The 23,855-nt window shown below is 61.5% G+C and carries 23 protein-coding genes; 9 read left to right on the top strand and 14 right to left on the bottom strand.

The features are described 5' to 3' along the window. Positions 1-3 precede the first annotated feature (3 nt). Positions 4-792 (bottom strand): alpha/beta hydrolase, encoded by a 789-nt coding sequence (locus H7C18_RS34340; protein ID WP_185133643.1) that lies wholly within the window; start codon positions 790-792, stop codon positions 4-6. A gap of 166 nt (positions 793-958) precedes the next feature. On the opposite strand from H7C18_RS34340, the gene H7C18_RS34335 reads away from it, so the two are divergent. Beyond that, complete coding sequence (locus H7C18_RS34335; protein WP_185133642.1) at positions 959-1,810, top strand: metallophosphoesterase; 852 nt, start codon at positions 959-961, stop codon at positions 1,808-1,810. A gap of 61 nt (positions 1,811-1,871) precedes the next feature. Here H7C18_RS34335 and H7C18_RS34330 read toward each other — a convergent pair whose 3' ends face one another. The 3 genes from H7C18_RS34330 to H7C18_RS34320 all read right to left on the bottom strand — a co-directional run bounded on the left by H7C18_RS34330 (position 1,872) and on the right by H7C18_RS34320 (position 4,380). After that, entirely contained in the window at positions 1,872-2,723 is an 852-nt protein-coding gene (locus tag H7C18_RS34330; protein WP_185133641.1) for a stalk domain-containing protein, read from the bottom strand. 207 nt (positions 2,724-2,930) lie between these two features. After that, positions 2,931-3,305 (bottom strand): hypothetical protein, encoded by a 375-nt coding sequence (locus H7C18_RS34325; RefSeq protein WP_185133640.1) that lies wholly within the window; start codon positions 3,303-3,305, stop codon positions 2,931-2,933. A gap of 133 nt (positions 3,306-3,438) precedes the next feature. Then, on the bottom strand, positions 3,439-4,380 hold the full coding sequence (locus H7C18_RS34320; protein ID WP_185133639.1) for an acetylxylan esterase: 942 nt from the start codon (positions 4,378-4,380) through the stop codon (positions 3,439-3,441). A 203-nt stretch (positions 4,381-4,583) separates the two neighbouring features. Here H7C18_RS34320 and yyaC point away from each other — a divergent pair, with 203 nt between their 5' ends. Together yyaC and H7C18_RS34310 are read left to right on the top strand one after the other, a co-directional pair. Then, positions 4,584-5,150: a spore protease YyaC gene (gene yyaC / locus H7C18_RS34315; protein WP_185133638.1), complete on the top strand. Its 567-nt coding sequence runs from the start codon at positions 4,584-4,586 to the stop codon at positions 5,148-5,150. A gap of 28 nt (positions 5,151-5,178) precedes the next feature. Beyond that, complete coding sequence (locus H7C18_RS34310) at positions 5,179-6,273, top strand: CapA family protein (RefSeq protein WP_185133637.1); 1,095 nt, start codon at positions 5,179-5,181, stop codon at positions 6,271-6,273. A 310-nt stretch (positions 6,274-6,583) separates the two neighbouring features. On the opposite strand, the gene H7C18_RS34305 is transcribed toward H7C18_RS34310, so the two are convergent. Together H7C18_RS34305 and H7C18_RS34300 are read right to left on the bottom strand one after the other, a co-directional pair. Next, a complete protein-coding gene (locus H7C18_RS34305) occupies positions 6,584-7,354 on the bottom strand; it encodes a hydroxypyruvate isomerase family protein (protein ID WP_185133636.1) in 771 nt (256 codons plus the stop codon). Next, entirely contained in the window at positions 7,351-8,358 is a 1,008-nt protein-coding gene (locus tag H7C18_RS34300) for a Gfo/Idh/MocA family protein (protein WP_337914087.1), read from the bottom strand. The genes H7C18_RS34305 and H7C18_RS34300 overlap by 4 nt, the downstream gene beginning before the upstream one ends. 121 nt (positions 8,359-8,479) lie before the next feature. Here H7C18_RS34300 and H7C18_RS34295 point away from each other — a divergent pair, with 121 nt between their 5' ends. After that, on the top strand, positions 8,480-9,316 hold the full coding sequence (locus H7C18_RS34295; protein WP_185133635.1) for an AraC family transcriptional regulator: 837 nt from the start codon (positions 8,480-8,482) through the stop codon (positions 9,314-9,316). Positions 9,317-9,346: 30 nt separating this feature from the next. Here H7C18_RS34295 and gpmA read toward each other — a convergent pair whose 3' ends face one another. Further along, positions 9,347-10,060, bottom strand: a complete 714-nt coding sequence (gpmA, locus tag H7C18_RS34290) for a 2,3-diphosphoglycerate-dependent phosphoglycerate mutase (RefSeq protein WP_185133634.1) — start codon at positions 10,058-10,060, stop codon at positions 9,347-9,349. A gap of 145 nt (positions 10,061-10,205) precedes the next feature. On the opposite strand from gpmA, the gene H7C18_RS34285 reads away from it, so the two are divergent. After that, positions 10,206-10,604: a hypothetical protein gene (locus tag H7C18_RS34285; RefSeq protein ID WP_185133633.1), complete on the top strand. Its 399-nt coding sequence runs from the start codon at positions 10,206-10,208 to the stop codon at positions 10,602-10,604. A gap of 69 nt (positions 10,605-10,673) precedes the next feature. Here the strand turns inward: H7C18_RS34285 and H7C18_RS34280 are convergent, their stop codons facing one another. Further along, complete coding sequence (locus H7C18_RS34280; RefSeq protein ID WP_185133632.1) at positions 10,674-11,771, bottom strand: hypothetical protein; 1,098 nt, start codon at positions 11,769-11,771, stop codon at positions 10,674-10,676. A 97-nt stretch (positions 11,772-11,868) separates the two neighbouring features. On the opposite strand from H7C18_RS34280, the gene H7C18_RS34275 reads away from it, so the two are divergent. Next, the gene (locus H7C18_RS34275) at positions 11,869-12,876 is read left to right on the top strand and encodes a VanW family protein (RefSeq protein WP_185133631.1); all 1,008 of its coding nucleotides are present in this window, start codon (positions 11,869-11,871) and stop codon (positions 12,874-12,876) included. 540 nt (positions 12,877-13,416) lie between these two features. On the opposite strand, the gene H7C18_RS34270 is transcribed toward H7C18_RS34275, so the two are convergent. Further along, positions 13,417-14,127 carry a TetR/AcrR family transcriptional regulator C-terminal domain-containing protein gene (locus H7C18_RS34270; protein WP_185133630.1) on the bottom strand — a complete coding sequence of 237 codons (711 nt, stop codon included), beginning with the start codon at positions 14,125-14,127 and terminating at the stop codon, positions 13,417-13,419. 117 nt (positions 14,128-14,244) lie between these two features. Here H7C18_RS34270 and H7C18_RS34265 point away from each other — a divergent pair, with 117 nt between their 5' ends. Both H7C18_RS34265 and H7C18_RS34260 read left to right on the top strand, forming a co-directional pair. Continuing rightward, positions 14,245-14,928 carry a DUF6022 family protein gene (locus H7C18_RS34265; protein ID WP_238358152.1) on the top strand — a complete coding sequence of 228 codons (684 nt, stop codon included), beginning with the start codon at positions 14,245-14,247 and terminating at the stop codon, positions 14,926-14,928. A 71-nt stretch (positions 14,929-14,999) separates the two neighbouring features. Further along, positions 15,000-16,142: an SGNH/GDSL hydrolase family protein gene (locus H7C18_RS34260; protein WP_185133629.1), complete on the top strand. Its 1,143-nt coding sequence runs from the start codon at positions 15,000-15,002 to the stop codon at positions 16,140-16,142. A gap of 23 nt (positions 16,143-16,165) precedes the next feature. On the opposite strand, the gene H7C18_RS34255 is transcribed toward H7C18_RS34260, so the two are convergent. After that, positions 16,166-17,317 (bottom strand): phosphodiester glycosidase family protein, encoded by a 1,152-nt coding sequence (locus H7C18_RS34255; protein WP_185133628.1) that lies wholly within the window; start codon positions 17,315-17,317, stop codon positions 16,166-16,168. 166 nt (positions 17,318-17,483) lie between these two features. Here H7C18_RS34255 and H7C18_RS34250 point away from each other — a divergent pair, with 166 nt between their 5' ends. Next, positions 17,484-18,965, top strand: coding sequence for an MFS transporter (locus H7C18_RS34250; RefSeq protein WP_185133627.1), 1,482 nt, complete (start codon positions 17,484-17,486; stop codon positions 18,963-18,965). A 43-nt stretch (positions 18,966-19,008) separates the two neighbouring features. Here the strand turns inward: H7C18_RS34250 and H7C18_RS34245 are convergent, their stop codons facing one another. The 4 genes from H7C18_RS34245 to H7C18_RS34230 form a co-directional block, all read right to left on the bottom strand. Continuing rightward, the gene (locus H7C18_RS34245; RefSeq protein WP_185133626.1) at positions 19,009-19,821 is read right to left on the bottom strand and encodes an acyltransferase domain-containing protein; all 813 of its coding nucleotides are present in this window, start codon (positions 19,819-19,821) and stop codon (positions 19,009-19,011) included. 61 nt (positions 19,822-19,882) lie between these two features. Then, positions 19,883-20,314: a MarR family winged helix-turn-helix transcriptional regulator gene (locus tag H7C18_RS34240; protein WP_185133625.1), complete on the bottom strand. Its 432-nt coding sequence runs from the start codon at positions 20,312-20,314 to the stop codon at positions 19,883-19,885. Positions 20,315-20,342: 28 nt separating this feature from the next. Next, complete coding sequence (locus H7C18_RS34235; protein ID WP_238358153.1) at positions 20,343-23,381, bottom strand: alpha-mannosidase; 3,039 nt, start codon at positions 23,379-23,381, stop codon at positions 20,343-20,345. Positions 23,382-23,400: 19 nt separating this feature from the next. Continuing rightward, on the bottom strand, positions 23,401-23,855 hold a 455-nt coding region (locus H7C18_RS34230; protein ID WP_185133623.1), incomplete at its 5' end, for a hypothetical protein.

Genomic DNA, 23,855 nt, shown 5'->3' with positions numbered 1-23,855 from the left:
CGGTTACTTTTCCGGGAAAAAGAAGGCCAGCGCCTTCTGAATGTGCTCGTCCCAGTATTCCCACGAATGACCGCCCGGACCTTCCTCGTAAAGATAGTTCGGATAGCCGGCGTTCTGGCAGGCCAGGCGGAACGAGACGTTCTCGCGGTAAAGAAAGTCCTCGGTGCCGCAAGCCTGGTACAATCCCGGAAGCGGGACGCCGGAGGCGACGGCTTGCTCCATCAGCCAGATCGGGTCGTCCGCCGTTCCCCGAACCGGACGGTCGCCGAACACCAGCCTGGCCACTTGCCCGATCGGGCTGTCCGGAGGGGCGTCCTCGAGATGGCCGGCGATGTCCGTCACGCCCGACAGGCTGGCCGCTTTCGCGAACCGATCCGGATGGCGAAGCGCCCATTTGAACGCACCGTATCCTCCCATCGACAAACCGGCGACAAAGTTGTCCTCCCTTGCTTCCGACAGCGGAAAAAACGAGCGCGCGACGGCCGGCAGCTCTTCGGACAGAAACGTCCAGTAGCGCCCTCCGTACTCCATATCGGTATAGAAGCTCCGATGGACGTTCGGCATGACGACCGCGAGCCCCAGGCCGGCGACATAGCGTTCGATCGACGTGCGCCGCAGCCAGATCGAGTCGTCGTCCGACAGACCGTGCAGCAAATACAGCGTCGGATGCTTGTCTCCCCGGGCCGTTCCGCTCATTCCGATCTGCCCGAGCGTCTGCTGAGGAAGAATGACGGTCATCGAGGTGCTGAGCCCGAGAACCTCCGAGAAAAAGCGGCATTGAATCAGAGCCATGTTGCCATAGTCCTCCTCTGCGGCGAATAAAATGAATTCTATTCCAGTATGCGCCTAGATCGCGGAATTGCAAGCGGCCGAAAGTCTTCGATTTTGTTTGGCGGCGCATTTTCTGCTACGCTACTAAAGAACGTTTGAAGCTCACGCCAGAGGAGGGGAAGCCGACGTGTCGTGGATCGGGCCGGCGCTCGTCATTATCGTTCTGATTTTTCTCTATTATGCGTATGCGGTCGAGCCCCGCCGGCGGGTCGTGACCCGCCATGAAATCCGCTCGCCGTTCGTTCCCGCCGGCTTCGACGGCGTACGGATCGTCCAGGTGAGCGACACGCATATCAGCCCTTTCCATCCATTGCGGGAATTCGAAAGCCTCGTTGATCTCGTGAACGGGCTTTCGCCCGATATCCTCGTGTTCACCGGCGATCTGTACGATGCGCGGCGCAAAGGGTGGGAAGGCGACCCTTCGGTCGTTCCGCATCTGTCGCGCATGGAAGCTCCGCTCGGCAAGTTCGCCGTGTACGGCAACCACGACTTCGGCATCAGCCGCGTCACGCGAAAATCGGGTCCGCTGCTGGAGCAGGGCGGATTTCGCGTGCTGGTGAACGAGACGTGCCGGATCGCGCAGCCGAACGGCGACGCCATCACGGTGTCGGGCTTGGACGACTACGTTCGCGGGCGCCCGAATCCGAAGCGGACGCTGTCCGGACTGCCGGAGAAGGCGTTCCACCTGCTGCTCGTTCACGAGCCCGATGCCGCCGACGAGCTGACCGCCTACCCGATCGACCTTCAACTGTCCGGACACAGCCACGGCGGTCAAGTATCGCTCCCGCTGCTCGGCGCGATCATCCGCACCGGATACGGCCGGAAGTATCTCGCCGGCAGCTACGAGATCGCGTCCCGGCGGCGCGACTCCCGGCCGTACCGGCTTTATGTCCACCGCGGCCTTGGCACGACCCGGCTCCGGCTGCGCTTCGGCGTCAAGCCGGAGATCGCGGTGTTCACGCTGCGGCGGGAGCCATGAATCGGCAACGGCGCAAAAAAGCCCGAGGCGGCAAGGCAGCCGCTCTCGGGCTTGCTTCTGGTTACGGCGTCTCCGCGGAAGAATCCGGGCCGGAGCCGGTGCCGGACAGCACCACCAGCACGTGAAGCGGGCTTTGCGGCGGGAGACTCTTCGTCATGATCGGACCGTAATAAGCTCTTACCTTCGTGCCGGGAGCGAGGTCTTCCCATTTGACCGGCTGCCTTTCGGAGTCGAGCAGGACGGTCTCTTTGCCGGCGTTCAGCGTCAACGCGCCTTCGGAAGCTCCGTCTGCCGTCCGTTCGCCGAACTGGACCTGCCAGCCGCCGTCTTTCTTCTCGACCGCCTTCACGACGTCCTCGCGAATCAGCGTTTGCATACCGACCGTAATCGAAGCGGCGTGCGATTGGCCGGGATAGCTCATCGCGACGACCGGGCCGTATTCCGCCGTCAGCTGCATTCCCGCCTTGAGATCGCCGGCGGCGAAGGCGTTGCCTTCGGAATCCTTGATAACCGTATCCTTGTCGGCGGTCAGAATGATCCAGTGGGCGTTGCCGTTGCCGATCGCATCGATTCGGACCGCGCCGCCATCCGCCGCCTCGACTTTCTGAATGACGCCGGAGATCCGGGCGTATTCGGCCGCTTCCTCGCCGCCGGCCTTATGAAGCTCCAACTGCTTGTCCTTTGCGTTGTAGCTCGCTTCGTAGCCCAGCGCCTCCGCTTCGTCGCGGACCGGCAAATAAGCTTGCCCGTTGATAAATACCGGCTTCATGCCGGTCGACCCGCCGTCGACCGTCACCGTGACGTCGTTGCGAATGACGCCCGACACTTTCTCGATCAAGCCGGTGGCGCTCGCGGCGGCCGTCGTGCCGAGCAGACCGGCCGCGGTCACCGCCAAAATCCATCGTTTTTTCATCTGAAAAACTCCTTTCCGTTCCGTCCTGCCGGCTCTACATCGCCGACATCCTCCTAAACGGCGCGATGCCGGAAAAGGTTGCGGCGCTATGCCTTCTTGTGCCCCTTTGCTCCGCCCGTCATTCGGGTCAACGCATAAAAAAACAACCAGGCCGCTTGCGCCTGGTTGGTTGCCTGACTCTTGACTATCTCCGGTATGGGAACGCGTTCAATGGGGCAGCCGGGATCCGAGCCTGTTGCGGATCGCCTGCGGGATCTCGATCGTCTCGGCGGAACGGGACGAACGGTCCTTCAAAGCGGCCAGCTTGCCCGTGAGTTCCCGGAACCACGTCTCGTCGCGGGTCTGCAGCGCCAGCTCGATCAACTCGTTCAGTCCGTTCTCGTCTTCGGCCGTATAATCCGGCAGCTTGCGAACCGCCGCGTTCCGGACCGGAACCCCTCGACCGACCGCGGCTTCGCGATCCGACTGGATCACGCGGACGACCACGCTCCCCTGAAGGGGCTGCAGAGCTTCGATGTACCCGTGTACCAGCTCGCCCCGGCCCGTCCGGCCGGTTACCCAATCTCCTACTTCAAAGTTCATGATCTTCCACCGCCTTCGTCGGAATTTAAGCAACTGCCGTTTGCAAAACGGAAACTGTTTCCGTCTGTACTGTAATAATAGTAGTTACAGTAGCGGATGTCAAGAGGCTCCCGCCATTCCGACCGCCGGACGATTAACCGTTCAGAAATTGCATGACTCGCCGCAGATGGTCACCGCTCGTATAGTGGCCGTTGAACGGATAGACCTGCAGTTCCTTCGGCGCGGCGATCCGGTTGTAGACGGCGAAGATCGTCTCCGGCAGGCAGACGGTGTCCTTCAAGCCGAGCGAGACGAACACCGGGCGGCTCAGCCGGCAGCACAAGTTCAGCATGTCGAAGTAGCTGAGCGTCTGCAGCACCTGCTCCAGCTTATCGGGATGCATAGAGACGAACGCGGCCGCTTCCGTCAGCGAGCCCGTCGAATTCAGGATGCCGTAATCCATATGGCACATGTTCGGGATGTCCGCGACCGTCTTGCAAGGGATTCCGCTTAGCGCGGACGAGATCAGGGCAAGTCCTCCGCCCTGGCTGGCGCCCGCCGCCACGATCCGCGCCGGGTCGATCTCCGGCTGCTGCGCCGCCCACTCCAACGCCCGCACGGCGTCGACCGTGATCGCCTTGTAGTAGCTCGTCTCCGGATCGAGCAATCCCTGGGAGATCCAGCCCTTGGTCATGCCGAACGATTGCGGCAGCAGATTGCCCGTTTCCCCGCCTTGGCCGCGCACGTCGATGGCGAACACCGCGTAGCCCATCAGGAGCAGATCCGCATACTGCTCGGGGTAGCCTTTGCTTCCGCTATATCCGTGAAAAAGCACGATGCACGGCAAATCCCGCTCGCCCGCAAACGCGGGAAGCACGTACCAGCCGCGAATCGGCGTCTCGTCATACCCTTCGTATTCGACCCGATAGACCGTCATATACGGGGAGAGACTTGCCGTTTGCGTCCTCGTGCCCTGCGGAGGCTTGGCCGCCGACGCCCGAAGCGTACGCTCCCAGAACGCGTCCAAATCGCCTGGAGCGGTCGGATCCGGACGATAGCGGTTCAGCTCGTCCAGTCTTTTCTCGATGAAGTTCATATCGAATCTCCTCCCGTTCATTCGCGGTTTTGCCGCGGGAATTCCCGTTTTTCTGCCGGCCGTTCGACAAGGGCGGCCCCGCAGCCCTGCTAAAAACGAGTCTCCGGGACCACTGCGCGGCGATACGATTAGACAGACTTTTCCGGTTACGTTACGTATCCTTTTCTTAAACCAAATTGCCCACCGGAAAAGGAGCTGCAGCGATGCTATCGAACCCTGCTCGTCCCGTCCACCTGAACGTGCTTTATACGGATCCGGCAGCTTCCTCTCAATTGTCCGAGCGTCTCGGCGGCTACTTCCGTTCGCTGCTTCCCGGGCAGCGGCTGGTCGTCGTCTGTCTCGGCACCGACCGTTCCACCGGAGATTCTCTCGGACCGCTCACCGGCACTGCGCTAAGCAAATACCGCAGCGGCGCCTTCGAGCTGTTCGGCACGCTGGCGGACCCCGTTCACGCGCTCAACCTGGAGTCTACGCTCGAGCGCGTGCGGCGCGAGGTTCCCCACCCTTTTATTATCGGAATCGACGCCTGTCTCGGCAAGTCCTCCAGCGTCGGATATATTCAAGCCGGAGACGGACCGATCCATCCGGGCGCCGGCGTACAGAAGAAGCTCGCCCCGGTCGGAGACATCCACCTGTCCGGAGTCGTCAACATCGGCGGCTTCCTGGACCATTACGTGCTGCAGAGCACCCGGCTTCACGTCGTCATGGGCATGTCCGAGGTCATCGCCCGCAGCCTGCACAGCGCCGTTCGATCGCTGATCATCCATTGACGGATCGTCTATGCGGATGTTTCTGACGATGTTGTTGTCGCTTCTGATCGCTTTTCCCGCCGGCGCGATATCGGAACGTTTCCGCAGTCCCGCATCGGTCGCCGATTCGATGTCGGAGGAGGCGATGGCCGGCACGGCCGCCTCCGATTCCGATGAAGAACCGGAGGTTCCGGTTACGGTAAACCTTGTCGGCGATATGCTGCTGGCAAGCACGGTCGACACCAACATCCGCAAATACGGCGTCGGCTATCCTTTCGCGAAGACCGCCGAGACATTGGCCGACGCGGACGTCACGTTCGGCAACCTGGAGACGTCCGTCTCGGAACGGGGAACGCCGCAGGACAAGCAGTTCACGTTCCGGTCGCGGCCGGAGTCGCTGCAAGGGCTCGTCGACGCCGGCTTCGACGGAGTGACCGTCGCCAACAACCATACGATGGATTACGGCACCGCCGCTCTTCAGGACACGCTCGCGAACCTCGACGCTTATAGGCTGGGGCATACGGGAGCCGGCAACAATACGGAGCAAGCGTTCCAGCCGTTCGTGAAGGAAGTTCGCGGCCGGAAAGTCGCCATTCTCGGAATCAGCCGGGTTCTTCCGGATGGAAGCTGGTATGCGGGGGCGAACAAGCCGGGCATCGCCCAAGGCTATTCCATGGAGCCGATGTTGAGCTATCTTAAGAAAACGGAGGAAGCGTCGGACGTTACGATCGTATACATCCATTGGAACAAGGAGCGCAAGGAGTACCCGGAAGCTTATGCGAGGGAATACGCGAAAGCGTTCATCAACGCGGGGGCCGACGCGGTAATCGGCGCTCACAGCCACTGTCTGCAGGGGATCGAATGGTATAAGGGAAAACCGATCTTCTATTCGCTCGGCAACTTCGTCTTTACCGCCGGAAGCGCTTTGACGAACACGACGATGATCGCGAAGCTGTCGTTCGCGCCGGACGGCCAAGTAGAGGCCCAAGTGACGCCCGCCCTGATCCGGAATACGCAGCCGAGCCTGATGGACGCGAAATTCAATGCGGCGACCTACGCGAAGCTGAACAAGATCTCCTTCAACGCCACGATCGGACCCGACGGCACCGTGACGGAGAAACAGGAGACATCCAAAACAAGTTGACCATCGAACGAGGCTCCGGTCGCAATCCCGTTCGTTCAATCATGAGCTCCGCCGATTGATGAACGCCGAATGCTGCTTGCGCTCTCATCCCCCTCTATCTCCTTCGATTAGCTCTTTTCTTCGAAATCCCCCTCGCTCAGGAACCCGGGTACTAACCCGATTCTGAGCGAAGGGAATTTCGGCGGAAAGCAGGCAAATAAGGCCAAATGGCATCCAAACGACGGGATTCGGCAGCAAGCCCGTCAGCAAAGCCCGCTGCTTCGGCGCAGCGGGCTTTGACTTGAAGATCGGGCAAGCCTCTTTCGCCGGATTAGCCCAACACAGGAGCGAGCACGTCGCGCTTGAATTGACGGATCGCTTCGTCGGTATCGATGGTGTAGCCGCATTCGAGACCGACAAAACCGCCGAAGCCGGTGTCCTTGATCGCCTTCAGGATGTTGACGTAGTTCAGCTCGCCCGTGCCCGGCTGCTTGCGGCCCGGGTTGTCGGCGATGTGGTAGTGGTTGATCCGGTCCAGATAGCCGATCGCGTTGCGGATGACGTTCCCTTCGGTGATCTGCTGATGGTACACGTCGAACACCAGCTTCACGTTCGGGCTGCCGACCCGGTCGACGACTTCGACCGATTCGTCCGAGCGCTGCAGGAAATGGCCCGGGTGGTCGACCAGGCCGTTCAACGGCTCGACCTCCAGGGTGATGCCGGCTTGTTCAAGCAGCGGCGCGGCCCGCTTCAGCGTCTCGATCATCGTCTCGCGCTGCCGGTCGCGGGGGACGCCGTCCTGCACGTTGCCGGTCTGGGAGATGACGGACGTCACGCCGAGAATTCGGCAAGCCTCGATCGTATCGCGGACGCCTTGCAGGTAATCGTCGCGCAGCGATTCGTCCACCAGGCTGATGAATTTCGTGCAGGTGGCGCTGATGCCGACGCCGATCCGCTCCTGCTCGCGCGCCGTCGCCTTCAGGTCCTTCAGATTCCACCAGGCGTAATACTCGAGGCCGTGGAAGCCGTGCTCCTTGATCTTCTCGAGGTGATATACCTCGTCCTTGCCGCTGTATGCTCCGATGCAAAGAGAAAACTTCATGCGCCCGCACCTTCCTTTGCGCCGGACGAGATGGCCACCGGCTTGCCGCCGGCCGCGGATTCGTTCGCGGCAACGGTCACTTCATGCGTGAGCAGGGCGTCCGCATAGTCGGACAGAATGCGCGAGGAGTCTCCCGTCCGCAGGGCATGGACGAACGCCTCGTCTTCGACATAGTAGGGGTTGGAGACGTTCCGCACGGATCTCGTCTCCGTCTTCGTAATGTCCTTCAGTTCGTTGCCGCGCACCTCCAGAACGCCGCGATCGGTATACACGTCGAGACCGACATGATGACCGACCGGCAGCAGGCAAGTGTTCGAGACCGTGGCCACCGCTCCGCTCGCCAGTTTGAAGGTGACGGTGCCGACGTCGGGAACGTCGGTGCCGGGCACTTGCCGGTCCATGTCCCGAAGCGCGTACGCCGCGTACACTTCCGTCACTTCGCCGCACAGGAAGCGAAGCAGGTCGACGATATGCGTCGTCTGCTCGACGAATTGGCCGCCCGAGCCTTTCATCACCCGCCACCAAGGAACCATCGGCATGCCGCCCATCCAGTAGCCGAGCGCCATGCCCGTCCGGCTCTCCGCGAGCAATCTCTTCGCTTCCGCCATCGTATCGTTATAGCGCCAATGATAGCCGACCGCGGTGAGCAGCTTCTTCTCCGCGACGCGGCGCGCGATCTCTTCCGGAACGCCGCGGTCCAGGCCGAGCGGCTTCTCGACGAGAAACGGCAGCCCGCGTTCGATCGCTTTGGATTCCGCCTCGCCGTGCGCCATCGGGGGGACGCAGATATACAAGCCGTCCAGCTTCGAGCCGTCGAGCATCTCGTCCAAATTCGAGAACGCTTTCGCGCCCGCATGCTCGGACGCCGCCTTCTGCGCGCGCTGCGCATCCGTGTCGAAGAAGGCCGCAAGCTCGACCCCTTCCATCTGGACCAGGTTCTTGATATGGAAACTCGCGATGCCTCCGGTGCCGACAAATCCTAGTTTGACCGTCAATCCGTTCACGCTCCAATCGCCGTATTATAGGAGAAAAACCAATTTACGCTCTCATTGTAGCGGAACGAAAATACGATTAATATATAAGATAACTCAAATTCAATAGGGGAAAATGAAAGCGAGGATTCGCATGCCAGAGGCGTATTCCAGGCACTTCGTTACGACCGGATGGAGCGAGCAGCTGCCGCTTCATCTGACCTCCGTAGGCTGTACGAAGCACCAGACGGCGATCGCCCGCGAGTCGGGGTTCGACGGCTTTCATTGGCTGCATACGATCGAAGGCGCCGGCGAGTTCACGGTGCTCGGCCGGACGTATCGGCTGGGGCCGCGTCAAGGCGTGCTGCTGCGGCCGGACGTGCCGCACCGCTATCATCCGCTGACGGAATTCTGGTCGACGTGGTATCTGACGTTCGACGGGGCGCTGGCGAACCCGATCACGGCTTCGCTGGAGCTGCATCGCATGGAGGCGCTGAGCTGGGACGAGCAATGCCCGCTGTCCCAAATTCATGATCAATACGAGGAGAAATGCCGGTACAGCTTCGATTTCGCGGGGCTGAACGGAGCGCTCGAGGTGTATACGTTCCTGACGCTGCTCAAGCAGCACGGGCAAGCGAGCGGCCAGCTCTCGCTGTCCCGCGAGCATGAGCGGCTCACGCCCGTATATCTAATGATCGAAGAGAGATTTTCCGACCCCGATCTGGGACTTCCGCTGATGGCGGATACGCTGGGAGTCAGCCCCCAGCGCCTGCATACGCTTTTCCGCAAAAGCCTGGGCATCAGCCCTTACCAATATTTGCTGAGATTCCGAATCCAGAAAGCGAAGGAGCTGCTGCTTCACCGTCGCGAACGCGCGGTCAAGGACATCGCGGCGGACGTCGGCTTTCAGGATTTCAGCCACTTCGTCGGCACGTTCCGCCGCGTGGCCGGCATGACGCCGACCGTCTTCCGCCAGCATTACGGCGACTGACGGCGCTTGCCCCGCCCGGCAGAAGGTGCCTCATTCTCCGTCCGGCATCGCGCCTTCCCCAGCCAGATAATAATGCCGGAGCGGACGGAGCTCCTCGTCTAGCTCGTACACGAGAGGAACGCCGGTCGGAATGTTCAGGTCGACGACGCCGTCTTCCGGAAGCCGGTCCAAGTATCGAACGAGCGCCCGCAGCGTGTTCCCGTGCGCGGATACGATCAGCTTCCGGCCCTGGCGAAGCTCGGGAGAGATCGTCTCCTGCCAATAGCGAAGAACGCGCTCGCCCGTATCGTCCAGGTTTTCCGTCAGCGGCACGGAGCTCTCGATTCCCCGATATCTCGGATCAAGCCGCTCGCAGCGGGGGTCATCCGGAGAGAGCGCCGGAGGACGCACGCTCACCGACCTTCTCCACAGCTTTACCTGCTCGTCGCCGAACTTCCGCGCCGTTTCCGCCTTGTTCAATCCTTGCAGCGCTCCGTAGTGCCGCTCGTTCAGCATCCACGATTTGGAGACGGGAATCCAGAGCTGTCCCATCTCGTCCAGAACGATCCACAGCGTTCGGATCGCGCGGGTGAGCAAGGAGCAATGGGACGAATCGAACGCGTAACCGTTCGACCTCAGAATTTCTCCCGCGCGGCGGGCTTCCTGCTTGCCCTGCTCGGACAAGTCGGCGTCGGTCCAGCCGGTGAACCGGTTTTCCAAATTATAGACGCTCTGTCCATGCCTCAGGAACACGATCTTGATCATGGCCGCTCTCCTTGTCAGCTTCGTTTAGGTTCAGGATACAGGAAAAAAGAGGAGGGCCGCAAACTTTTGGGATACAGACGAACGTACAAGCGCCGTCACGCCTTTTGGCATATCCTGTACATCATGGAAAGCGAGGTGAACGGTAATGGCGGTCAAATCGAAAAGCAGAGCGCCGAAGAAACCCGCCGCGCCTACCGGGGGTCCCGTGTGCGTCGTTCTTCGGGACGGACGCTATTACGTCGGTTGGGTCCGCGGCGTCCGCGACGGGCAGCTTGTGCTCTCCGGCTTGCCCGGCAGCGGCAGAATGCCCGCATCCGGCCCTTCCCGCCGGCAGCTTGCCCGCATATCCGCGCTGGTTGAAGAAGCCGAAGCCGCTGCGGCAGGAGGAGCGGCGGCGGGAGGAGCGGCTGCAGGAGGACTTTTCGGAGGCTTGGGCAGCTTGACGGATTTGATGGGGTTTATGTCGAAGGCGCTGCCGGTGATTCAGATGGGGATGAATATGGTCAAAACGATTATGCCGCTGCTCGGCGGACTTAAAGCGTGACCTGGCCTGGACGATAAGCGACTCCCTCGGCGGCTGCCGGTTGCGCTGCCGGCCGGGGGAGTTTTTGCTTTAAGCCCGATGGAGGACAAGCTCGTCCAGGCGCCAGGGATCAAGCGGCGAAGGGCGAACGTACCGGAACGTCAGCCCGGAGCTCCGCTTGCCACCTCCCTCCTGCTGCCAGTCCGCCTCCGCTTCGCCCAGCGCCGTCAGCGGCCCCGACTCCTTTTCGGAAATATGCAGCCGAACGAGCCGAATCGCGACCAGCCGGCTTGCCAACCGTTCCGCCTGCTCGGCTTCGGTGCGATCCACCCCTTCGAGCAGGAGACGGACCCACTCCCCGTCGTGCTGGTTCATCGCCTCGACCAGACTTTGCGCGAGCTGAGCCGGTTCGGCGGTCTGCAGGAAGGCGCGCGGCTGGCCCGCCGCCTTGTAGATCATCATCCGGTGAGCCGGATCGGGCTCTTCCGACCGATGCGTCGAGCTTCCATCGAAGTGAATGCAGAAGTGGCCGGAAAAGCCGTTGCCCGGAATGCCGTCGCCGCCGTGCGGCATCCCGTTCATCGAAGCCGCCCATCGTCCTCCCCCGGCTTCGACGACGATCGCCCGGCGCCGCCAGCTCCACGCGCCGCCGTAAATTTCCTTCATCACGGCGGTATCCTGCTTCGACACCGGTTGAACGTCCGCATGGTCCCTTCCGGCCCGGTGCTGGACCCGGAAGAAAAGACCGCTCTCGATGTCGCGGACGGTCAGAAAGCTTTTGCGCGGCATGATTTGCTTCGCCCGCGTCCAGGAGATTCGTTCCCCGTACAGCTTGCCGCGCAGCGCCTTCGCTTCCTTCCCCAGCTTTGCCCGCTGGTCCGGAGGCAGGACAAGCCTTCTGCCGGTTTGTTCTTCCCACAGATCGCCCGACGTCTCCGCCCGGAACTCGCGGTTGTTCCAGCGAACGTACAGATCCGTCAGCTCCGGCCTGCTCGCGGTGCCGGCCGTCTCCGCCTTCGCGAGTGCCCGCCCGAAGCCGGCATCGTTCCAGGCTTCGCCTGCTTCGTAGACTGCGCGGGGACTGGCGCGAACGGACAGCCAGACCGGTTCGGATGCGGAAGTCTTCGCCGGCAGTGCCATCCCTCCCGCAAGCAATAGCGCGGCGACGGCAAAATTTACGAAACGCATGGGATGCTTCCTCCGTCCTGATAAGTTGGCGCCGGTCCGGACATGCTATGATCTTGAAATCCGGACGCCATCGCCGCGGTAAAGAAGGTGCGAACTTATGAAATGGATCGTGATGGCCGGCCTTGCCTTCTGGCTTCAGCATACCTCGGGAGCGAACGCTCCGATCCCGGACGTTCTCCTGTCGGTGACCCACGAGGGAAAAACGGTCGCTCAGGCCAAACGCTCTGATTATACGTTGCCCGCAGTTCCGCTGGTTGATGCCCGGCAGCTGGAGGCGTTCGCCGGCCGTGTCGACAAAGCCGTCCGGACCTCGCCGGTGGACGCCGTCATCGGGCCCGACGGGCGCATCGTGCCGGAACGGACGGGACATCGGCTGAACCGGGACGCGTTCATGGAACAATTCGAAGCTTTCTATTACGGCGGAGAGCCCGCGTCCGTCGAAGCGCCCCTTCTGCCCGATTACGCCAAAGTCGATACCGAATTGATCGCTTCCATCCGCGAGAAAGCGATCGGCGGGTACGCCACCTACTTCAACCCAAGCAACCGGAACCGCGCCCACAACATCGGCCTGGCCGCCAAGGCGATCGACAGCAAGGTCGTGTTTCCGGGCGAGAAATTCTCCTTCAATCAAGTAGTCGGCATCCGCAGCGCTGCCAAAGGCTACTTGCGGGCGCCCGTCATCGTCCGCGGCGAACTGTCCGAAGACATCGGCGGCGGCATCTGCCAGGTGTCCTCCACTCTGTACAACGCCGTCGACCGTGCCGGACTGAAGATCGTCCAACGCTATTCGCACAGCCGGAACGTCCCGTACGTGCTGCCCGGTCGGGACGCGACCGTCAGCTGGGGCGGGCCGGATTTCGTTTTCCTCAACCCATACCCGCTTCCCGTGCTGATCCGCGCCTACGCTTCCGGGGGGCAGATGTTCGTCTCCGTCTATTCCGACGAGCAGCTGGAGTTCACGCCGCGCAGCGTGCCGCACGTCACCCGCCGGCTGCCTCAGGAGATTCGCGAACCCGCCAGCGCGAAAAACCCCGTTCGCCCCGAAGATCAAAATCGGGACGAACGGGGCCGAGAGACGCGCGAAGAGGATAAACGCAAACGTTAGCGAGCGATTGGAACGATTGAGGCCCTGCAGCCGCGGACGGTCATTGCCGGCGTATTTTTTGCCGTCGGCCGGCGCCTTTTCGGCGCTTAACTTCGAAATCCCGTTCCCTCAGAAAACTTATGCTTGAACCCACTTTCCTTCGAAATCCCCTTCACTCAGGAACGAATGCTTGAATCCACTTTCCTCCGAAATCCCCTTCACTTTGGAAACCTGCTCTTCTCCAGCCCATCAGCGGAATGGCCAAAACGGAGCGACGCTACGGCCATCTGCCTGAGCGGCGGGGATTTCGGCCGAAAGGCCAAAACGGAGCGACGCTACGGCCATCTGCCTGAGCGACGGGGATTTCGGCCGAAAGGCCAAAACGGAGCGACGCGGCGGCCATCTGCCTGAGCGATGGGGATTTCGGCCGAAGGCCAAAATGCAGCGCTCTCGGCGGCCAGTCGCCTGAGCGACGGGGATTTCGGCCGAAAGGCCAAAACGGAGCGACGCGGCGGCCATCTGCCTGAGCGAAGGGGATTACGGCCGAAAGGACACCCGCCTTCAATCGGCTTGCTCCAGCCTCGCTTCAAAGCCGTCGAGGAGTACGTCAAGACCGAAAGCGAACTCCCGGTCCAGGTCGGGAGATACGGTCATCGCGCTGAGCCGGATGAGGGTCGGATACCGATCCGCAGGCAGCTCCTCGAACGCTTCCCGGTTTTTCCGTTCCCGGTCCGCCGCGTCCATCTCCGACCTCTGCGCCCGATCGGCCAGACGGCTCTCCTCGTCCGCGAAGCCGACGACGTAGTTCCGCAGCATGGAGGCCAGCCATGGAATTTGTTCGTCGCCGAAACCTGTATCCGCCAGCAGCCGAAACAGGAACTCGATGTGAGCGAGCCGTGCCGGCGTCGCCGCAATCGTCGCGCCCATGATAAAGGCGGCGTCCCGATAACGGTTCAGCGCCTGGCGGAAGTCCGCCGCCCATTGACCGATCTGTTCCCGCCACGGCAGCGCGGCGTCCGGCAAAGGGGCTTCGGAGCCGATCCTTTCCGCCAGCAAACGATGCAATTCATCCTTGTCTCTCACATGATAGTAGAGCGAAGCCGCCTTAACGCCGAGCTCGTCGGCGATCTTCCGCATGCTGATGTTCGCCAGCCCTTCCCGCTGCAGCACCTCCACCGCCGCCGCTTCGATCCGGGACCGATCGAGCGGCGTATGGAGCGGTCCGGAGCTGTCCGCGCCTTCCGCCGGCCGAATCGTTCTTCTTCTCGCCATCCGCGTCCCCTCCGATTTTTGTCTTGACAATTATAACATGAGATTTTATTCTAACATCATTAGATTATTAATCTAACATCATTAAATTATTATTCGATCAAGGAGTTGAAATTTGAGTTGAATGATCTGTCATCCCCTTTCCCGAGGCTCGTACGCGAGGCCGGCCGGCTACTGTCCCTCTCCTGGAAAGAAATCTATGAAGCAAAAAAAGAAGAGCTGCTCCGAATCTTTGCCGAGCACGGCGACCGCGCCTACGGCGTATGGATTCAGCAGTTTATGGCGCCGGTCTGCGCTTTCTTGCAAGAGAAAGGGTATCGGGTCAAAGACGGCTTCAACCGGAACGATTCCATCGAAAGGTGGGGACCGCCGGAGGAACGGGAACGCGTTGCCTGGTACGTCGTGCGCGACGCGAACGATACTCCGGCAGGCACCATGCTGCTCCAGGTATACCACTCCCACGCTTCGTTCTGCATTCCCCGGGCGCCGCGCCTGCTTGCGCTGGAAGCGACCGATCGGGAAACGATTTTGTCCGCCCTGGCCGTCTCCGCGAACCGGGTCCGATGGGATCTGCCTCAGGAGCGGCCGGTCGGCGACGAGCCGGACCGTACCGATCGGTGGGAATACGCGACCGATGTCTCCCTCGGAGATGCGCTCCGGGCCGAAGACTCGGGCGGTCTGAGCAGCTGGATGCTGGACGAGGCGCTGTCCAGCTGGGGACGCTACGGCTGGGAACTGGTCGGCGTTGCGCCGTCCGGCAGCGAGACGATCGCTTTCTTTAAACGGCCGATTCGACAACTTTAACTGTTCCGATGCTCCAATAGATTCGGGCCGTGCTATAATTCCAGACAGCAACCCATGGAAGGATGAAGGCGTTGAAACGGAGCGATCGATTGAAGACGTTGGCTTTGTCGGAAGTCCCGCATTTGAAAGTGCATGGAAGAACGACGGACTCCCTTTCTCCGCTCACGTTGTTTTGGACAGGCAGCGCTCTCGAATTCAATGCCAGGGGCTCCGAGCTGTGGGTGGAAGTCGAAGCGGATTACGATGCGTACGAGCCTTGGGTCAGCATCGTGATCGACTCGGTGCCGGTAAGCAGGCAGATGGTGACGGCCGGAACGCATTGGCTCTGCGTCTTTCGCGGGATGAACGGGAACGTCGTCAAGAACGTCCGGATCGTCAAGGATACGCAGGCGATGAGCGGGGACCCGAACGGCTTCCTGCAATTCCGCGCCGTCCGATTCGACGGGCAGTTTCTGCCGGTCGAGGACAATTCTCGCAAAATCGAATTTATCGGCGACAGCATTACGTCCGGCGAGGGTGCGATCGGGGCGAGATCGGAGGAAGATTGGATCCCGATGTGGTTCAGCGCCATCCGCAACTACGCGGCGATGACGGCGGAAGCATTGGATGCGGACTATCGGATCGTCTCTCAGAGCGGCTGGGGCGTGCTGACCGGCTGGGACAACAACCCCCGCTGCAATCTGCCGCAATACTATGAGCAGGTGTGCGGCCTATTGTCGGGGGAGAAAAACGAAGCGATGGGCGTCCATAGGCGGAATGATTTCGCTTCCTGGCCGCCCGATGCCGTGGTCGTCAATCTGGGAACGAACGACGGGAGCGCTTTTCGCACGCCGGAATGGAGAGATCCGGTCACCGGCGAGACTCGCAAGCAGCGCATGAACGAGGATGGGACTTATCATCAAGAAGATTTGAACGTTTTGGAACAGGCGATTCAAAGCTTTCTGCACAAGCTTCGGGCGTGCAACCCCCGAGCCCACCTCGTTTGGGCCTACGGCATGCTGGGCGATCCGATGATGCCGGCGATCCGCCGCGCGGTCGAGTCCTACGCGGAGCAATCCGGGGACCGGAATGTCTCCGTTTACCCGCTTCCTCCGATGACGGAGGAAACGACGGGCGCCCGAAGCCATCCCGGCGCGAAGGCCCATGAACTTGCGGCCGAACGGCTCGCCGGGCATCTCGAACCGATTCTGTCGCAAATGCAAGCGCTGCGCTGATCCGCGGACGATCGCGAGAAAAGTTACATTCCCTTGATGACGAGGGCGTTGCTGATCGGGCGGCCCGGCTTCGTGACGTATCGGCCGTTATAATAGAGCCCGCTGGACGCGCCGCCGTCCAAGTTCATCGCCTGCACGGCGCCGGCTTGCTTCATCATTTCCGCCAGCTGGGGGATGGTCGCTCCCGGCACCGTCGCGAGGAGGAGTCTGTGGTCGCGCGTGACTCCGATGGCGCTCCGCGCGCCGCCCCCGGTCAATATTTTCGGATCCTTGAAGCCCTCGGCCACCACGTTCAGCGCTACCTTGCCGTCGCGAAGGAGCCGCGGCCCGGCCTGCAAAGCCCCCTCCACATCTCCCCGGTCGAATCGTTCGAGGAAATCCGCTCCGTCCACGAACTCGACGTTGTTGCTCTTATCGAACACGAAAATCGTCCGCTTGTCGCCGGCCGCCCGCCAGGCGATCTGGCCGTCGCTGACGATGTAGCCGTAAGGGTTCTTCTTGGCTGCATCCGTGTACGCGTCGAAAAAAGTGCCGTTCATCGCGGCGGTCGCGCCCGTCCGGGCGGCGATGTTCTTCAGCTCCTCCGTTTCGCCGGCCTTGCCGCCCGCAAGGGCGACGGATAAGTCGACGCCGGGGGCCAGCAGCGAAACGGCAAGCAGCTCCGCTTCGATCGTTCGCGAACCGATGCGGAACGAACGAGTCTCGCGCGAGAAGGCTGCTTCTTCCTCCGGCCGAGCTCCCCGGTCGATGACCGGGAGCGTCACTTCCCCGTCCGTCAATTGAAGCTTGACCGATGCCAGCGAAGAATCCCACTCGGCGTTTAGCCTGAGCGCATCGGTGATGAACCGGAGAGGCACGTAGGTGACGCCTCCGTCCGTGAAGGGAGCTGCGGCCAGCTCTGCCTGTTCCCCGTTTACCTCCGCCGTTCTGCTGCCCACGTTCAACGTTACGCTTACGTCCTTTTTCGTGATGGAGACTCTCTTCCGCTCGCTGTTCCAGTCAACGGAAGCCCCGCTCCTCTCGCTGAAAAACCGGATCGGCACGAAAGTCAGGCCCGTTGCCGAATCCGCGTAACCGTACATCTTTCCGCTGCCCGCCGCCCCGGCTGAGGGCGCGGCCGCCAGAAGCAGCGCCGCCGCCCATGCGGCCGCGCGCAAGGTCGTTCTCTTCTTCATTCGCGATGAATCCCCTTTGGCTATCTATTTGTATCTATATCGACAGCCGGCGCGATTTTCTTGAAGACGATGATTTGCATCCCGCCTATTGACATTTCGCCATTTCGGCATATATTTGTATTTATACATTATTTGTATTAGTACAAATACAAAGGAGGCATCGCCTATGAATTTCGTCCCCGTTCAAACGAAAGCCGAAGTGCCCCGTCAAAGCGCCGGCAAGTGGCTCGTGCTGGCCGCGCTAATGGCCGCCCAGTTCATGATCGTGATCGACCTTGCCGGCGTCAACGTCGCGCTTCCGTCCATCCAGCGCGATCTGCGCTTTTCGGAGACCAGCCTGCAATGGGTAAGCGGCATCTATCAGCTGATATTCGGGAGCTTTCTGCTGCTTGGCGGCCGCATCGCCGACCGGCAGGGACGGTCGCGAATGTTTCGGATCGGCGTCATCCTGTTCTCGGGAGCCTCGCTCCTGTGCGGACTCGCCTGGTCTTCCGGGTCTCTCCTGGCGTTTCGCGGCGTTCAGGGCATGGCGGCGGCCTTGCTCTCTCCGACCGCGCTGTCGACGGTGATGAGGCTGTTCCCGGAAGGACGCGACCGCCACATCGCGCTCGGCGTCTGGGGCGCGGTATTCGGCGCCGGCGGCGCGCTTGGCAGCTTGTTCGGCGGCATCATCACGTCAGCCTGGGGCTGGAACTGGTTCTTCTTCCTGAACGTGCCGCTGGGCCTCTATGCGCTGCTCGCCGGAGCGCGCCTGCTCCCCCGAGATGTTCCAGGCGAAGCCAAAGGCAAATTCGACGCACCCGGAGCCATTGCCGTCTCGGCGGGAACGATCGTGCTGCTGTACGGCTTGACGACCGCTCCGAACGCCGGTTGGACGGCGCCCGTCACGCTGGCCTCGTTCGCGGCGGCCGCTCTTCTGCTGGCTTCGTTCGTCCGCATCCAGGCGCGCTCCCCGTCGCCGCTCATTCCCAAGCCGCTGATTCGCATGCCCACCCTGCGGGCCGGACTCGGCATCGGCGTCTGGATCGGCGTCTGCCATTTCTCGATGTTCTTCGTGCTGACGCAGTACATGCAGAACGTGCTCGGCCTTACGGCGATCCAGACCGCCGGAGGGTATATGGCCGCGGCGGCGCTCACGATCCTGTTCGCGAACCTGACCTCGCGGCTCGTCAAGCCGTTCGGCGTAAAATCGATTCTGATCGCCGGTCAGATCTGCGTCACGCTGGCTTTCGCCTATTTCTCCCGCCTGCCTGCGGACGGCCATTACGCCGTCGATCTTCTGCCGGCGCTGCTGGTCTGCGGAATCGGCTGGGGGCTGCTGTTCCCTTCCGTCAACCTGTTAAGCTTCACCGGCTTGGAAAAGATGAACACCGGCATCGCCTCCGGTCTGGTCAATATGAGCGAGCAGTTCGGCGGAGCGGCCGGCACGACGGTGTCCGCCGTCGTCGCGGCCGCTTGGGCCGGCGCGAGCGCCTCTTCGTCCTCGGCTGCGGGCCTTCTCGCCGATGGTTCCTCGCTCGCTTCGGGCTTCCGGGCCGCGTTTCTGATGCTGACCGGGCTGTCGATTGTTTGCCTGGTCCTGACCGCGCTGTTCGTCCGTCCCCCTCGCTCGGCGAACGCGCAAGCGATGCCGAAGATGTCCCATTAACGGCAAACGCCGCTTGCGCCCGGTTGGCGAAGCGGCGTTTTTTTTAATAACCGATCCGAATTCCGTATCCGCTGCCCAGCTTGCGCCCGGAGACCAGATAGGCCTTGGCGTTCCGCTGCAGCGACGTGCGCTCCTCGTAAGCCGCCGGATCGTCGAGCGCCCGGCCGAAGATGCGCTGCTCCGCCTGCCGATCCGTTTCGTCCCGTTCGAAGACGTCGAACAGCCGCTGAAAACGCAAAATGTTGGACTCCGGCGACAGGACGGCGGACAAGCCCGGATAAAGAAGCCAGGAATGGCAGACGAAGACCGGAGAGATGCCGCGGAAAAAGACGGAAGCCTTGTCAAAGGAAGCCTCGGCCTCGCGCGGATCGAGCGGCTCTCCTTCCGGAATATGCACGTTCAGCACGATCTGCCTCGCCTGTACCTTGCGGCCGCCGATCGCGACGTTCCGGTCGAAAGCGTAAGGCTGGAACTGAAGTCTGCCCAGCCGGAACAACCGGAGCTGGACATGTTCCTGCAGCCAATGAAACTCCTCGATGCCGTATTCGCCGTGGTCCCGCGCGCAGGTCAGGCACCAGATCCGGATATCGGAGAACGTATCTTCGTAAACGTCGTCCCCGATTCCAAGCGCCCGGTATTCCTCATAGGAGTCCACGGCCAGCCGGCAGATCAGGTAGAGCAGCAGTCGGCGATAGCCGCTCTCCCCTTTGACGCTCTCCCAGAACGAATCGCGGTCGTCCAAAAATCGCCGCTTGTACGAAGCGTATTCGGCTTCCTCCATCGAAAGATACGGTTCCATCGCGGCGAGTGCCTCGGCCGGAAGCCGTATCCGATCGCAGAACGTGCGCAAATCCAAACCTTTCTCCTCCTCCATGACTGCTCTTCGCTTGCGAACGGGGGGCTTGCGTCCCGGCTGCTTACGGATCGAACCGGTTGTTGCGCAGGATGTCGAGAAGCGTTCGGACGCTGCGTTCCACCTCGGCCAACTGCTCTTTCGGCACCTGTCCCAGGATAGCGGACGCGATCTGCTCCATCTTCCCGTTCGCCGTCTCCAGAACGGACAGCCCGGCTTCGGTCAGACGAATGAGCACCTCCCGCCGGTTATCCGGGTTTAAGCTCCGGTCCGCGAGACCGCCCTGCACGAGCGGATTCAGCGTGCGGGTCAGCGTCGAAGGCTCGACGCCGAGCCGCACCGCCAGATCGCCGTGGCGGAAAGTCCTCGTTCCGATCTCCATGACGATGTGCAGCTGCTTCGGCGTCAAGCCTTGAACGAACGACTTCTCGGAACCCAGAATCGTCGATTTGACGAGAATCTCGTTGATGAGCGCGGCCAGAACCTCGGGATGCAAATCGAATCACCTGTCCCCCCGTTTTTCCTTATTGTAGGCCGGTTCGGGAGGCGTTGGCAACTCTTACCGTTTTGACTTCGAACGGCCGGAAAGAAAGATCGAGCCGATCGCCGTTCGGATGAAGCTCTCGCTTCGGATGTTCCAGCATATCCGTCTCATAGACGCGTTCCAGCGGGAAGCCCGCTTGCAAATGGCAATCCGTCCCGGCTCCCTTGCATTCGTAGAGTCGGATCACCACATCCTCCGACCGGTCTTCGGCCGGTTTGACCGTCTCGATTACGATATTGGGCGCGCTTGCCCGCAATAGCGAGAATCCCGCAAGCCCGCTGCCCTTCGGCTGCACCAGTACGGGAACGTTCAACTCATAAGCTTCCCGGACGACGGGACTTTCGAAGAAAGAGCCGTTCCATACCAGGAAAGCGTACGTAAACTCGTGCGTTCCCTGATCCGAGACTTCGTCGGGAAAAGCGGGCGAACGCAGGAGCGTCAGACTCATCACGTTGCCGGTCACGCTGATGCCGTATTTGCAGTCGTTGAGCAGAGCGAAGCCGCGGTTCGGTTCGGCCAGCGCCGCCCACTTGTGATGGCAAACTTCGAAACGGTCGGCGTCGTGCGGCCGGGACGCATGATTGGGCCGTTTGACGTAACCGAATTGAATCTCCTGCAGCGATTCGTTCGCATGGAGGTTGACGGGGAAGTCCACTTTGAGCAGCTTGTTCTTCTCCCGCCAGTCCACCGTCGTATGGAACTCGACGCGCCGGCTGCCTTTGCGAAGACGAATATTTTGAATCAGCGTAGATTCGTTTAACCGCTTCTCCACGCGGATGTTGGCGAACAGCGGGCCTTCCGCCGTGACGCTGACGTTCGCTTCCGCCACCATGTCCGCCTTCGACTCCCGATATCGGCGGTCGATCTCCCAGGCGTCGAAGGCGGACGGATCGTCGCGGTACAGGCTCAACGCGTTGCCCCTTCCGGCCGCCCATTCGATTCCGCTCTCTTTATCGAAGATGCTTATGATTTCGCCGCCGGCGTTCAGCCGAACCGCCACGTATTCATTCTCGAGATGCGTCGGCGACACCGACAAGCAAGGATGATCGCAGGCATCCGTTCCCGCGCGATCGAACGAGCAAACCTCCCATCCCATCGACGGAACGCCGACTTCCGCGTACGTTCTGCCTTCGTATCGCTGCAGGTTCGAACGGCTTCCCGCCAATCCTGCCGCCAGCCCGTCAGGCAGGGCGACGATGTCCGTGCGGTCCCACGAGAGCGAGTTGAAGAAAGTCGCTTCCTCCGCGTCTCCGTCGGCCAACGCCGCTTGCGTCCCAGCGACGCTCTTATCGATAGATTCATGGATTCGCAGCAGCTCGGCCCTCGCTTCTTCGTTCACGCGATGAATCGAAGTCCCCGGCAAAATATCGTGGAACTGATGCAGCAGCAGCCCTTTCCACAAGCGGTCCGCTTCGTCGTAGGCGTACTCCCGCTTCCGCAGCAGCAGCGCGGCCGTTCCCCACAGCTCCGCCTCGCGCAGGCCGATCTCCGATTTGCGGTTCAGCCGTTTGAGCGCCGCTTGCGTCGTATACGTTCCCCGATGAGCCGGATAATACAGCTCGCCCACGTATTTCGCATCGGGCAGCCCCCTGCTTGCTTGGTCCTCGAAATATTCGATGGGCGAGCCGTGCTTCGTTCGCGGGACCCCCTCCAGATTTTCCAGCCGCTTCAGGAACTCCAGGTCGTCGCGGTTCGCTCCGCCGCCCCCGTCTCCGTGGCCGAACTGCACGAGCCGCGTGGCGATGCCGTCCTTCTGCACGCGCTCGTTCCATTGCTTGATCAGGAAAGACGGATTGACCCGGATCGGAAAATCTCCGTAATCGAGCAGATGGGTCAGCACCTGCGTGCCGTCGATTCCCTCCCACATGAACGTATTGTAGGGGAACGGATCGACTATGTTCTCGTAGGTCTGAAACATCTTGACCGAAGCGAAGTAGGTCAGGCCGCAGCCCTGCATGATTTGCGGCAGGTTGCCGGAGTAGCCGAACACGTCGGGCAGCCAGAGCATCCGGTTGTCGACCCCGAACTCTTCCTTGAAAAAGCGCTGGCCGTGCATCGCCTGGCGGATCAGGCTCTCTCCGCCGGGAAGGTTCGTATCCGGCTCGACCCACATGCCGCCTTCGGGGATGATGCGGCCTTCCCGGACCGCCTGCCGGATCCGCTCGTACAGCTCGGGGTAGTAAGTTTTCGCCAATTGGAACAAATAAGGCTGGCTTTGAACGTAGCGATAATCCGGATATTCCTCCATCAGCGCCAATTGGTTGGACATCGTTCGCGCGATCTTCCGCTTCGTCTCCTCGATCGGCCACAGCCACGCGATGTCCAGATGCGATTGTCCCATCAGATAGAGCAAGGGAGAAGTCGAGCCGTTCACGCAGGCCAGAACCGGCGCCATTATCTGACGGCACCGAGCCGCGCTAACCGCTCGTTCGGCCGGCGTTCCTCCCAGATCGATCGCGGACGTTACTTCTCTCAGGCAGCGGTCGATATCGGCCGTCCGCAGAGAGTCTGCGTCGACGTGGTTGCGGACTTGATACAGGCATTCGAGATCGATATAGAATTGGTAGACTTCTTCTTCCACCGCGCACAGGAAGGCGTCTCCGAGAAGCGGACGGCGCCCGGAATGGCCGGCGTACGCTTCCGCGAGAACATGATAGGAATCGCCGGCCGCCGCGTTCCGGCTGAGCAGCGCGTCGTCGTGCTGGAGGTCGAACGCCCCGGCCGCGCTTCCGTTCACGAACAAGGTCGCTTCCGACCCGAGATCGGCCCGGACGACGGCCCGCTTGCCCGCCGCCTCTTCGGGAATCGTCACGGTCGCGCGGAACCAGGCATACTGCCAATCCCGCCCCCACGGATCGCCGGAACGGATGGGTTCGAACGGAAGCGCAGCCGCCTCCTCGCAGCTCAAATGGTCGTCGGTCGCAACAAACGCAAGCTCAACCGGCATGACTTTCGTGTAGACATATTCGTTCCTGGACTTCAGCAGCTTCTCCACCCGGTACAGCCATTCTTTTCTCATCTGCAAGTTGTTGCCTCCATCATGGTTGGGAATCTTTCTTGCCGGACAGCTCGTGCAGCCGGACCGTTGCCAGGCCGAACGGACGCAATGTCAGCTCAATGCTGCAGCGATGCTCCCGGCTGCCGCGCTTCCTCTTCAGCTCGCCGATCGGACGGCCGTCCAGCTCGACGGCCGATGCTTGGGTCAGCTCCCCGTCGACGATCAGGTGGAAGAACTTGGCCTCCGGCGCGGAGTTGAACAGCCGGACGTACCCGTCCCGCCCGCCCCGCTGGAACGACGCGATCTCGACGGACGGATCGGTGACGAACATCAGGGAATTCGACTCCCCGGGTTCGGACCACTGCCCGAATACCGGCACGAGCGGCTCGTTCCAGCTCGCGCTTTCCTGCTGCACGCCCGCCCGGTCCCAGCGGTCGCCGTGCGGCAGAACGGAGTAACGGATTTCCTGAACGCCTTTCAGCGGGCACTTCCCCC

It is taken from the genome of Cohnella zeiphila (assembly GCF_014212055.1).
In the GTDB taxonomy this organism is placed as follows: Bacteria; Bacillota; Bacilli; order Paenibacillales; family Paenibacillaceae; genus Cohnella; species Cohnella zeiphila.
This window is presented reverse-complemented; position numbering and strand designations above follow the sequence as displayed.